The following is a 12,432-nucleotide window of genomic DNA, read 5'->3' as shown; positions in this document are numbered from 1 at the left end:
GCTCCCGTCATGGCGCCGACGCCAATGCTGCCTGGATCTGCTGCAGCGATGCCGGGTCGTCCATCGACGTCAGGTCGCCCGGGCTGCGTCCCTCGCAGATGGCCTGGATCGAACGGCGCAGCAGCTTGCCCGAGCGCGTCTTCGGCAACTGCGCCACGAACAGCACGCGCGCGGGCCGCGCCACGGCGCCCAGCTGGCGGTCGACCACGGCCATCACTTCGCGTTCCAGTACCGCCTTCGCGTCCAAGCTCTCGAAGCCCTGCGGATTCTTCAGGATCACGAAAGCCATCGCCACCTGGCCTTTGAGCTTGTCTTCCACGCCCACCACCGCCACTTCCGACACGTTCGGATGGCTGGTGATGCTTTCCTCGATCTCGCGCGTGCCCAGGCGGTGGCCGGCCACGTTGATCACGTCATCGGTGCGGCCCAGAATAAAATAATAGCCGTCCGCGTCGCGCACGCCCCAGTCGAAGGTCGAATACACTTGCCGCCCGCTGAAGGTGGACCAGTAGGTGTCGACGAAACGTTCGTCGTCGCCGTACACCGTCTGCATGCAGCCGGGCGGCAGCGGGCCTTCCAGCACCAGCACGCCCTTCTCGTTGGCACCGCACTCCTCGCCCGTCGCCTCGTTGAGCAGCTTGACGCGGTAGCCGTACATGGCCTGGCCGGGGCTGCCCAGGCGCGTCGGCGTATTGGCAATCCCTTTCGCCACCGACAAAATCGGCCAGCCCGTCTCCGTCTGCCAGTAGTTGTCGATGATGTCCACCTTCAGTTCGTCGGCGATCCACTGCGACGTGGTTTCATCGAGCGGCTCGCCCGCCAGATACAGCGCCTTCAAGGACGACAGGTCGTATTTGCGCATCAGTTCCACCGGGTGCTTGCGCAGCACGCGGATGGCCGTCGGCGCCGAGAACATGCGCGTGACCTTGTATTTTTCAACGATGCTCCACCAGATGCCAGCATCGGGGCAGATGGGCAAGCCTTCGTACAGGATGGTGGCCATGCCGGCGATCAGCGGGCCGTACACGATGTAGGAGTGGCCCACCACCCAGCCGATATCCGAGGTGGCAAAGAAGGTTTCGCCGGGCTTGCCGCAGAAGTTGTACTGCATCGACGAGGCCAGCGCCACCGCATAGCCGCCCACGTCGCGCTGCACGCCCTTGGGTTTGCCCGTCGTGCCCGAGGTGTACAGCACGTACGACGGCTCGTTCGATTCGAGCCAGGCAACGGGCACCTGCGCGTCCAGATGCTGCTCGCGCAGGGCCGCGTAATCGACGTCGCGGCCCGGCGTCCGTTCCATCGGCAGCATTTGGCGGTCGACCAGCAGCACGTGCTGCGGCTTGTGCGCTGCGATGCGGATGGCTTCGTCGAGCAGCGGCTTGTAGGCAATCGCCTTGCCGTTGCGCGAACCGGCATCGGCGGAAAATACCAGCTTGGGCTGCGCATCGTCGATGCGGCTGGCCAGGCTGTTGGCGGCAAAACCGCCGAACACCACGGAATGCACGGCGCCGATGCGGGCGCAAGCGAGCATGGCAAACGCCGCCTCGGCGATCATCGGCATGTAGATCAATACGCGGTCGCCCTTGACCACGCCGAGCGACAGCAAAATGGCGGCGCAGCGCTCCACTTCGCGCTGCAGCTCGCGAAAGCTGTAGCTGCGCTCCGTATTCGTTTCGGTGGAAATGGCGATCAGCGCGGCGGCATCGCCCTGGCTGTCCACCCAGCGGTCGACGGCGTTGTGGCACAAATTCGTGGTGCCGCCGACGAACCATTTGGCGAAAGGCGGGCGGGAATAATCGAGCACTTGCGAAAACGGGGTGTTCCAGTCGATCTTGTCGGCTTCCTCGCGCCAGAAAACGTCAGGCGTGTCGATCGAGCGTTGATAAAATGCCGCGAAATTCATGTCTCCTCCGGTATGCGTGGAATCTGTATCGGACCTGGGCGACCGGGCCTGGTCACCGTTTTATGTGTTCCATCTGTGTGCCATCTGCCTGCGTCTCGCTGCCTAGAACGCGTCGCCCGGAATGCGCACGGCACCTTCCATCAGCACGCGCGCGCTGCGGCTCATGATGGCCTTGGTGACGCTCCAGGCGCCATCGAGCAGCGCCGCTTCCGCGCCCACCATCAGGGTGCCGGACGGGTGGCCGAAGCGCACGCTCTGGCGCGGGCCGCCGCCGGCCGCCAGGTTGACCAGGGTGCCGGGAATGGCCGCCGCCGTGCCGATGGCAACCGCCGCCGTCCCCATCATGGCGTGGTGCAGTTTGCCCATGGACATGGCACGCACCAGCAGGTCGACGTCGCCCGCTTCCACCTTTTTCCCGCTCGACGAGACATAGCTTGCCGGCCGGGCGACAAAGGCCACTTTCGGCGTGTGCTGGCGCTTCGCCGCTTCATCGACATGGGAAATCAAGCCCATACGCAGCGCGCCATGCGCACGGATGGCCTCGAAGCGGGCCAGCGCGGCCGGATCGCCATTGACGGCGTCCTGCAGTTCCGTGCCCGTGTAGCCGATGGCGTGCGCGTCGACGAAAATCGTCGGGATGCCGGCGTTGATCATCGTGACTTTCAACACACCGATGCCGGGCACGTCGAGGTCGTCGACCAGGTTGCCGGTAGGGAACATGGCGCCACCGCCACCCTCTTCCTCCGCGGCCGGATCGAGGAATTCCAGCTTCACTTCGGCAGCCGGAAAGGTCACGCCATCGAGTTCGAAGTCGCCCGTTTCCTGCACTTCGCCATGCGTCATGGGTACGTGGGCGATGATGGTCTTGCCGATATTGGCTTGCCAGATGCGCACCGTGGCGATGCCGTCGGCAGGCACGCGGGCCGCGTCCACCAGGCCGCTGGCGATGGCGAACGAGCCGACGGCGGCCGACAGGTTGCCGCAATTGCCGCTCCAGTCGACGAAAGGCTTGTCGATGGAGACCTGGCCGAACAGGTAGTCGACATCGTGGTCAAGCTTGCTGCTTTTCGCCAGGATCACCGTCTTGCTGGTGCTGGACGTGGCGCCGCCCATGCCGTCGATCTGCTTGCCGTATGGGTCGGGGCTGCCGATCACGCGCAGCAGCAAGGCGTCGCGCGCCGCGCCCGGCACTTGCGCGCTGGCGGGCAAATCCTGCAGGCGGAAGAACACGCCCTTGCTGGTGCCGCCGCGCATGTAGGTGGCGGGGATGTTGATTTGGGGTACGTGGGTCATGAGTTTTCCTGGAAAGAGGTAGGTCGGATTAGCGTGGCTTCGCCACGCGTCATCCGACACATTGTTGGCGCGTTTTGGCAGACAGCGTCGGATTACGCGCAAGCGCTAATCCGACCTGCCGTTACGCGGCTTTCGAAGATTCTAGGAAATCTTGGGCAAATCGCTGCAGCACGCCGCCGGCCTCGTAGATCGACACCTCTTCCGCCGTATCGAGGCGGCAGGTGACGGGCACTTCGACCGTGTCGCCGTTCTTGCGGTGGATGACCAGGGTCAAGGTGGAGCGCGGCGTGCGCTCGCCCACGACGTCGTAGGTTTCGCTGCCGTCCAGACCCAGGGTCTTGCGGTTCACGCCCGGCAAAAACTCCAGCGGCAAGACGCCCATGCCCACCAGGTTGGTGCGGTGGATGCGTTCAAAACCTTCGGCCACGATGGCTTCCACGCCGGCCAGGCGCACGCCCTTGGCGGCCCAGTCGCGCGAGGAACCCTGGCCATAGTCGGCGCCGGCGATGATGATCAATGGCTGCTTGCGCTCCATGTACACCTCGATGGCTTCCCACATGCGCGAGATTTTTCCTTCCGGCTCGATGCGCGTGAGCGAACCCGCTTTGACTTTACCGTCCTCGATGACCATCTCGTTCTTCAGGGTCGGGTTGGCGAACGTGGCGCGTTGCGCCGTCAAATGGTCGCCCCGGTGCGTGGCGTAGGAATTGAAGTCTTCCTCGGGCAAACCCATCTTCGCCAGGTATTCGCCGGCCGCGCTGTCGAGCATGATGGCGTTCGATGGCGACAAGTGGTCGGTGGTGATGTTGTCGCCCAGGACGGCCAGCGGACGCATGCCTTTCAAGGGGCGCGCGCCTGCCAGCGCGCCTTCCCAGTACGGCGGACGGCGGATATATGTCGTCTGCGGACGCCAGTCGTACAGCGGGCTGACCTTGATGCCGTCATCCGCCTGCGCGGCGAACATGGGAATGTACACCTTGCGGAACTGCTCCGGTTTGACGCTGGAGGCGACGATGGCGTCGATTTCCTCGTCGGACGGCCAGATATCCTTCAACAGGATAGCCTTGCCATCCGCGTCATGGCCCAGCACATCCTTCTCGATATCGAAGCGGATGGTGCCGGCGATCGCGTACGCCACCACCAGCGGCGGCGAGGCGAGAAAAGCCTGTTTCGCGTACGGGTGGATGCGGCCGTCGAAGTTGCGGTTGCCCGACAGGACGGCCGTGGCGTACAGGTCGCGCGACACCACTTCATCCTGGATGACGGGGTCGAGCGCGCCCGACATGCCGTTGCACGAGGTGCAGGCGAAAGCCACGACGCCAAAGCCCAGCGTTTCGAGCTCCGGCATCAGGCCCGCTTCCTGCAGGTACAGTTCCACGGTTTTCGAGCCGGGCGCCAGCGACGATTTCACCCACGGCTTGCGCGTCAGACCCAGGCGGTTCGCATTGCGCGCGATCAGGCCGGCCGCGATCATGTTGCGCGGGTTGTTCGTATTCGTGCAGCTGGTGATGGCGGCGATGATGACGGCGCCGTCCGGCATCTTGCCCGGCTCGTTTTCCACCACGCCGGAAATGCCGCGCGCGGCCAGTTCCGACGTCGGCACGCGGTTGTGCGGATTCGACGGCCCGGCGATATTGCGCACGACGGACGACAGGTCGAAGCTCAAGACGCGCTCGTATTGCGCGTCCACCAGGCTGTCGGCCCACAATCCCGTTTCCTTCGCGTACAGCTCCACCAGCTTGACCAGTTCGTCGTCACGGCCCGTCAGCTTCAGATACTTGATGGTTTGCGCGTCGATGTAGAACATGGCAGCCGTGGCGCCGAATTCCGGCGCCATGTTGGAAATCGTGGCGCGGTCACCCAGGGTCAGGTGCGACGCGCCCTCGCCGAAGAATTCCAGGTAGGACGAGACGACCTTCTGCTTGCGCAAAAACTCCGTCAGCGCCAGCACGGTGTCAGTCGCCGTGATGCCCGGCTGCGGCTTGCCCGTCAGCTTGACGCCGATGATATCGGGCAAACGCATCCACGAAGCGCGGCCCAGCATCACGCTTTCCGCTTCCAGGCCGCCCACGCCGATGGCGATCACGCCCAGCGCATCGACCATCGGCGTATGCGAATCCGTGCCCACCAGGGTGTCGGGATAGGCCACGCCGTCCTGCACCTGGATCACGGGCGACATGCGCTCGAGGTTGATCTGGTGCAGGATGCCGTTACCGGGCGGGATCACGTCGACGTTTTTAAAGGCCTTCTTGGTCCAGTCGATGAAATCGAAACGGTCTTCGTTGCGGCGGTCTTCGATGGCGCGGTTCTTGGCGAAGGCGTCGGGGTCGAAACCGCCGCATTCGACGGCCAGCGAATGGTCGACCACCAGCTGCGTCGGCACCACCGGATTGACCAGGGCCGGGTCGCCGCCCTGGGCCGCGATGGCGTCGCGCAGGCCGGCCAGGTCGACCAGGGCCGTCTGGCCCAGGATGTCATGACAGACGACGCGCGCGGGAAACCAGGGAAATCGAGGTCCCGGCGGCGTTCGATGAACTGGCTCAGCGAGGCGTTCAGGGTGGCCGGGTCGCAGCGGCGCACGAGGTTTTCGGCCAGCACGCGCGAGGTGTAGGGCAAGGTGGCGTAGGCGCCGGGCTGGATCGCATCGACGGCGGCGCGCGTGTCGAAGTAGTCCAGCCCTGTTCCCGGCAAGGGTTTGCGGTGCAGGGTATTCATCGGGGTACTCATTGCTGTGCTCATTATTTGCGGTCCTTGATCGGCACGAATTCCAGGTCTTCCGGGCCCACGTAGTTGGCGCTCGGGCGGATGATCTTGTTGTCGATGCGCTGTTCGATGATGTGGGCGGCCCAGCCCGAGGTGCGCGAGATGACGAACAGCGGCGTGAACATCGCCGTCGGCACGCCCATCATGTGGTAGGACACGGCCGAGAACCAGTCCAGGTTCGGGAACATGTTCTTGATTTCCCACATGACCGATTCCAGGCGCTCGGCGATGTCGAACATTTTGGTCGAACCCGCTTCCAGCGACAGATTGCGCGCCACTTCCTTGATGACCACGTTGCGCGGGTCGGAAATCGTATAGACGGGGTGGCCGAAGCCGATCACCACTTCCTTGTTGGCGACGCGCTCGCGGATGTCCGCTTCCGCTTCGTCGGGGTTGTCGTAGCGCTTCTGGATGTCCAGCGCCACTTCGTTGGCGCCGCCGTGTTTCGGGCCGCGCAGCGCGCCGATGGCGCCCGTGATGGCCGAGTGGATGTCCGAACCCGTGCCGGCGATGACGCGGCTGGTGAAGGTCGAGGCGTTGAATTCGTGTTCCGCGTACAGGATCAATGACGTGTGCATGGCTTTTTCCCACGACGCCGACGGTTTTTCGCCGTGCAGCAGGTGCAGGAAGTGGCCGCCGATCGAGTCGTCGTCCGTTTCCACTTCGATGCGCTTGCCGTTATGGCTATAGTGGTACCAGTACAGCAGCATGGAGCCGAATGACGCCATCAGGCGGTCGGCGATGTCGCGCGCGCCCGGCGCGTTATGGTCGTCCTTTTCCGGCAGGGTGCAGCCCAGCACGGAGACACCCGTGCGCATCACGTCCATCGGGTGGGCGGCGGCCGGCAGCGCTTCCAGCGCCAGCTTGACGGCCGACGGCAAGCCGCGCAGCGACTTCAATTTGGCCTTGTAGCCCTTCAGTTCCGCGCTTGTGGGCAGCTTGCCGTGCACCAGCAGGTAGGCGATTTCCTCGAACTCGCAGCTGTCGGCCACGTCCAGGATGTCGTAGCCGCGGTAGTGCAAATCGTTGCCGGTCTTGCCGACCGAGCACAGCGCCGTGTTGCCGGCGGTGACGCCGGACAGGGCGACGGATTTTTTAGGCTTGAAAGTGGCGGCTTGCGGTGCGGTCATTGTGTTCTCCAGATTGAATAGTCTCGGGTGCGTCACTGCGGGACCGGCATGCGGTCCCTGCTTCTTTACTTATTTCTGCTTATTTCTTTTGCGCGGCGAACAGCGCGTCCAGTTTCTGCTCAAAATCATGATAGTTGATCGATTCATACAGTTCCATGCGCGTCTGCATGGTGTCGACGACATTCTTTTGCGTGCCGTCGCGGCGCAGCGCCTGGTAGACGTTTTCCGCCGCCTTGTTCATGGCGCGGAAGGCCGACAGCGGGTACAGGGCCAGGCCCACATGGGCGCTGCGCAGCTCGTCCAGGGTGAACAGCGGCGTGGCACCGAATTCCGTGATGTTGGCCAGGATCGGCACGTTGACGGCCTTGGCGAACGTGGCGTACATGTCCAGGTCCGTGATGGCTTCCGGGAAGATCATGTCGGCGCCCGCTTCGACGCAGGCGACGGCACGCTCCAGTGCCGCGTCCAGGCCATCGACGGCCAGCGCATCGGTACGCGCCATGATGACGAAATTCGGGTCCGTGCGCGCATCGACGGCCGCCTTGATGCGGTCAACCATCTCTTCCTTGCTGACGATTTCCTTGCCCGGACGGTGACCGCAGCGCTTGGCGCCCACCTGGTCTTCGATGTGCAGGCCAGCCGCGCCGAACTTGATCATCGATTTCACCGTGCGCGCCACGTTGAAGGCGGAGGAACCGAAGCCCGTGTCGGCGTCGACCAGCAGCGGCAGGTCACACACGTCGGTGATGCGGCGGATATCGGTCAGCACGTCGTCCAGGCTGGAAATGCCCAGGTCGGGCAAGCCCAGCGAGCCGGCCGCGACGCCGCCGCCGGACAGGTAGATGGCCTTATAGCCGGCGCGCTTGGCCAGCAAGGCGTGGTTGGCGTTGATGGCGCCGACGACTTGCAACGGGGATTCTTCCTGGACGGCCTTGCGGAATGCGGCACCTGCGGAGTATTGAGTCATGTGTTCACCTTATGGGTTTCGGATGGTCCCGAATGTTTCACGGAGTGGCTATGAGCATCAGTATTGCAAATGCCGTGCCAGCACCATGCGTCCGTGCGGAAAATGCGCCACGGCACAGTGAAAACCAGGGTAAACGGCCACGCGGCGGCAATGCAGGCGCTGCCACGCCAGGGAACAGCGATGTCACGATGCAGGTCAACGATGTTTCAAATATGTTTCAATCATTCCATTTGAAACATTGAAACATGAAACGTGCCGGGCTGCCGCCGGGCAGGCGGGACGCCGGGCGCACGCATAAAAAAACAGCCGGCGGGTGCCGGCTGCAGGTCTGCTGAAAATGCAGGGTCTACGCGAGCCGCACCAGCGGATTGGCGATGATGTTGTCGATCTGGCGCACGGCTTCTTCGCAGGCGGCGGCAATGGCGCCCTCCTCGTCGTCGCGCACGAACTGCATGGTCGAGCCTTCGAATACTTCCAGGCCTTCCGCCGTGGCGCGTTCGATGTCGCAACTGGCCGACCATTTGCCATCGGTGGTGGGCACGGCCAGGGGAACGATTTCCCAGCCTTTATAGTGAATTTTAGAACTGCTATCCATGGGGTGCCTCCTTGGTGACTGACTCAATACTGGAAATCGTAGCATGAAGCGGGACCGCTAGCGACGTGTTTCACGCGTCGGCGCGCTGTCAGGCCGACTTTCGGGCTAAACGATTTACGCTGTCTCAAGGACGCAGCAGATTATCCACTTCCGTCCTGGCCACTTCCAGGCCCGCCGTGCAAGCGGTCTCGGGCGCCGCGTAGCCGCCCAGGGTGCGGCTGCGCGTGATGGCCTGCGCTTCCGGCTCACCCTCGCGCTGCAGGCGGTAGGTAAAATCCCATAAATCATCGTTGTCCTTTTGCGGGGTCACGGAAATCGTAAAACCGCGGTACTGTTCGCTGCGTGCAGTGATATCGTTCATGAATTCCTCCTTGGAAGAATGAGGTTACCATGCTGCAAGCGCGAGCATGCGCACGGCTGCGACGGGGGCTTATCTGTTTTTCGCATGTCAAATGTCAATTTGCAGCATTTTTTTTAGCGAACTCTGGCGATATAATGCCATTCCCTTGCCCGTCCCTTGCCGCCGCGATGACTCCACAAATCCAAGCCTTCTTCGACCCGACCACCGCCACCGTCACCTATGTTGTCTACGAGGCCGATGGCCGGGACTGCGCCATCATCGATTCCGTGCTCGACTACGACCCCAAGGCGGGGCGCACCTCGACCGCCTCGGCCGACAAGGTGATCGCCTTCGTGCGCGGACACGGCTTGCAGTGCCGCTGGCTGCTGGAAACCCACGCACACGCCGACCACTTGTCCGCCGCGCCCTACCTGCAGCAGCAGCTGGGCGGCGACGTGGCCATCGGCGCCGCCATCCAGACGGTGCAGCAGGCCTTCGCCGCCGTCTACCACCAGGACGGCGCCAAAGCCGACGGCTCGCAGTTCGACCAGCTGTTCGCGCCCGACCAGGTGTTTCATATCGGCAAGCTTGAAGTGCGCGCGCTGCACGTGCCGGGCCACACGCCGGCCGACCTGGCGTACCAGATCGGCGACGCCGTGTTTGTCGGCGACACCCTGTTCATGCCGGACGTGGGTTCGGCCCGCTGCGACTTCCCCGGCGGCTCCGCTTCCCTGCTGTACCGCTCCGTGCGGCGCCTGCTGGCCCTGCCGCCGCAAACGCGGCTGTTCATGTGCCACGACTACCCGCCCAACGGCCGCGCCCCGCGCTGGGAAGTGACGGTGGCCGAACAACGCGCCAGCAACATCCACTTGCGCGACGGCATCACGGAAGAGCAATTCGTAGCCATGCGCACGGGCCGCGACGCCACCCTCGACATGCCGACCCTGATCCTGCCCGCCATCCAGGTCAACATCAACGCGGGCAAGCTGCCCGAGCCGGAAGACAACGGCGTGCGCTACCTTAAAATACCGCTGAACGCGATCTGATCCCTGCGGGCACTGCCCGCCCGCCTCCCCTCCTTTCTTGACACCACGCAAGTTCCACCTCAGGCAATCCGCATACAGTGCAGATTGCCTGAATTCACTTTGGCGCCGCTTTTTCCTGCTTAACGCTGACGGAGCGCTCGCATGTCGCCCGACCCTACGCTCGATACGAATTGCCTGCTGCTGGCCGAAGCCGAAGGCACGGCCTTGTTCAGCCACGCGCTGCTCCAGGCCGTCACGCGCCTGCCGCGTCCCGGCATCGTCATCTTTGTGCACGGCGTCAATTCCGACGGCGAATGGTATGAGCAAGCGGAGCAAGGCCTGTGCGCCGGGCTGAATGCCCGTCTGAAGCGCCGCGACGAAGACCTGGAAATCCCGGGCCCGGCCGCCGGAAAGATGCAGGCCGCCACTTACGCGCGCGAATTGACGGATGACGGCTTCCTCAATCCCAAGCGCAACGCCACCACCTTCCTGCAGGCAGACGACGCCAATTCGCCCGTGATCCGCTTTCGCTGGGGCTACAAGGCCAACGGCGAGGAATTGCAGGCATTCGGCGACGGCATCTATCTGAACGAAAAGAATTACTGGGGCGGCGGGCCGTTCGCCAACGGCTGCAGCGCCCTGCCTGACCTGTGGAACCAGGGCTTGTCGGAGGAGCTGTTCCTGTGGATGCATATCCAGCACATGAACCCGACGAATGACCGGCAAGTGTATGCCTGCCCGCCGCGCCCGTACTTCGTGTTCGCCGCCTGGCGCCTGGCACATCTCGTACAGTCGATACGCGCTTGCCAGCACGACGCGCCCGTCACCATCGTCTGCCATAGCCAGGGCAATATGGTGGCCATGGCGGCCGCCTTTCTCGGCGAAACGCTGGGCGCCTCCGCCGTGGCCGACTCCTATGTACTATGCAACCCGCCCTACAGCCTGCTCGACAGCAACTTCACGGAAAACTGGGTCAGCGGCCATCTGAAGGATAAGCATGGCAACACGGGCCGGCAAAAGTATGAGGCCCGCACGCAAACCTTGAAAGCGTTTTTCAATATCTTGCGCACCCGTCCGGCCATGCAGCAGGATGCCGCCTTTGTCGACGAGTACAGCGCCAATCGCAAGCCTGCACGCAAGGACAGCTATACGGCCGCGTTCGACCGCGCAGACTACGGTTTGCATGGCTCCACCTATGGCCGGGTTACCTTGTATTTCAATCCGCACGACCAGGTGATTTCCGCCACGCCCGTGCAGGGCATAGGCTGGCGCGGCATGTCGGCACAGGAAATTGCCGATACGGGCGGCGAAGGGATCTTCACCCAGCGCGTGTTTGCGCAAAATCACCTTGTCGGCCAGGAAGATGAGAAGGACTACGATATCTGGCAGCGCAATGGCCAGCCCTTGACGCCGGACAGCCTCGATTTCTGGCACCCGCGCTCGCTGGTCGCCGAGTACTCGATCGAAAAGGGCATGCGGGCCAGCAAAGGCATCGGCCGCAAGATACTGACCTTTCTGTTTGCGCCCATCGTCATCATTCTCGCCAAGACTGCCGGCACGCGCATCAACGCCCTGCCGCCCAAGACCTGGCGGCTGCCGATGAAGGCGCCCAAGCTGCCCGAGCCCTTCCTGCCGCGCTCGAAGCGCTATGCCGACACGAGCGAACAATTTGACGAAGACTGCGATGCCCCCGCCGACTCCCTGCACAAGGACCGCGCCGCCGAAGCCGACGATGCGTATGCGCCTTACCGATCCCAGGGCAAGGGCGATGCGCAGACCGAGGCGGCGCTGCGCTACGAACAGAATGGCATGCTGCGCATGCAGGCCAGGCGCGACGGCTGGGTCGAAAAAGGCAAACCGGTGACGGCGGTGGACGAGCCGGAAGAGGCTAGCAAGGAATTCAATGCCTGGCGCAAGAACGAAATCCAGAGCTACCTGGCCGCCAATATCGACACCCACGCCACCGATCACTCGACCATCATGACCAATCCCGAGCATGCGGAAAAGGCGCTGGCGTATGACGTGGCGGTGGGGGTGTGCACGATCAGGCGGGAGGAACTGCGGGAATTAAGGGTTGCGGCGGATTGGAGCCTGTTGAAAGGCGCATCTTTCGAGTCTGGAGAGTTCTTTGAATACTACAACAATGGCACATTTAAAAATGTATCTTTATTTACATGGGCAAATGACAAAGACAGCCCTGCCAGAAAACCAAAAAGCATCGTTGACGAGCGCCAGAATGCCAGGCCTGCCGACCCTTCCACCAACTTTGCGCTGAGGACTGACGGTGCATAAACTCATTGCCACGCCGCGCCAGCGACTGGCCTGGGCGCTCGCCGCATCTTTTATTGTCATTTGTCTTGCGTTCTGGCTCAACTGGCCAAGCTATGTAGGTCATCAGACTTTCCATTCACCTGGA

Annotated in this window: 9 protein-coding genes and 1 pseudogene; 3 read left to right on the top strand and 7 right to left on the bottom strand. The window is 63.2% G+C overall.

Going from position 1 to position 12,432, the window contains the following annotated elements; all coding sequences use genetic code 11:
• Nucleotides 1-7: 7 nt before the first annotated feature.
• The 5 genes and pseudogenes from ACRHIG_RS14670 to prpB all read right to left on the bottom strand — a co-directional run bounded on the left by ACRHIG_RS14670 (nt 8) and on the right by prpB (nt 8,056).
• Nucleotides 8-1,903 carry a propionate--CoA ligase gene (locus ACRHIG_RS14670; protein ID WP_489630589.1) on the bottom strand — a complete coding sequence of 632 codons (1,896 nt, stop codon included), beginning with the start codon at nt 1,901-1,903 and terminating at the stop codon, nt 8-10.
• Between the two features lie 102 nt (nt 1,904-2,005).
• Entirely contained in the window at nt 2,006-3,196 is a 1,191-nt protein-coding gene (gene prpF, locus ACRHIG_RS14665; protein WP_489630588.1) for a 2-methylaconitate cis-trans isomerase PrpF, read from the bottom strand.
• Nucleotides 3,197-3,317: 121 nt separating this feature from the next.
• A pseudogene (acnD, locus tag ACRHIG_RS14660) lies at nt 3,318-5,911 on the bottom strand (Fe/S-dependent 2-methylisocitrate dehydratase AcnD).
• A 23-nt stretch (nt 5,912-5,934) separates the two neighbouring features.
• Nucleotides 5,935-7,089: a bifunctional 2-methylcitrate synthase/citrate synthase gene (prpC, locus tag ACRHIG_RS14655; RefSeq protein ID WP_489630587.1), complete on the bottom strand. Its 1,155-nt coding sequence runs from the start codon at nt 7,087-7,089 to the stop codon at nt 5,935-5,937.
• Between the two features lie 79 nt (nt 7,090-7,168).
• Complete coding sequence (gene prpB, locus ACRHIG_RS14650) at nt 7,169-8,056, bottom strand: methylisocitrate lyase (protein ID WP_489630586.1); 888 nt, start codon at nt 8,054-8,056, stop codon at nt 7,169-7,171.
• A 50-nt stretch (nt 8,057-8,106) separates the two neighbouring features.
• Here prpB and ACRHIG_RS14645 point away from each other — a divergent pair, with 50 nt between their 5' ends.
• Nucleotides 8,107-8,298, top strand: a complete 192-nt coding sequence (locus tag ACRHIG_RS14645) for a hypothetical protein (RefSeq protein WP_489630585.1) — start codon at nt 8,107-8,109, stop codon at nt 8,296-8,298.
• Nucleotides 8,299-8,402: 104 nt separating this feature from the next.
• Here ACRHIG_RS14645 and ACRHIG_RS14640 read toward each other — a convergent pair whose 3' ends face one another.
• Both ACRHIG_RS14640 and ACRHIG_RS14635 read right to left on the bottom strand, forming a co-directional pair.
• Complete coding sequence (locus ACRHIG_RS14640; protein WP_034783948.1) at nt 8,403-8,651, bottom strand: hypothetical protein; 249 nt, start codon at nt 8,649-8,651, stop codon at nt 8,403-8,405.
• Nucleotides 8,652-8,775: 124 nt separating this feature from the next.
• Nucleotides 8,776-9,012: a hypothetical protein gene (locus ACRHIG_RS14635; protein WP_070257673.1), complete on the bottom strand. Its 237-nt coding sequence runs from the start codon at nt 9,010-9,012 to the stop codon at nt 8,776-8,778.
• Between the two features lie 167 nt (nt 9,013-9,179).
• Here ACRHIG_RS14635 and ACRHIG_RS14630 point away from each other — a divergent pair, with 167 nt between their 5' ends.
• Together ACRHIG_RS14630 and ACRHIG_RS14625 are read left to right on the top strand one after the other, a co-directional pair.
• On the top strand, nt 9,180-10,037 hold the full coding sequence (locus tag ACRHIG_RS14630) for an MBL fold metallo-hydrolase (protein ID WP_489630584.1): 858 nt from the start codon (nt 9,180-9,182) through the stop codon (nt 10,035-10,037).
• Between the two features lie 141 nt (nt 10,038-10,178).
• On the top strand, nt 10,179-12,308 hold the full coding sequence (locus ACRHIG_RS14625) for a T6SS effector phospholipase Tle3 domain-containing protein (RefSeq protein WP_489630583.1): 2,130 nt from the start codon (nt 10,179-10,181) through the stop codon (nt 12,306-12,308).
• Nucleotides 12,309-12,432 lie beyond the last annotated feature (124 nt).

It is taken from the genome of Janthinobacterium sp. C22, assembly GCF_057919405.1.
The sequence above is the reverse complement of the archived record's forward strand: the minus strand, read 5'-3'. Positions and strand labels throughout refer to the sequence as shown.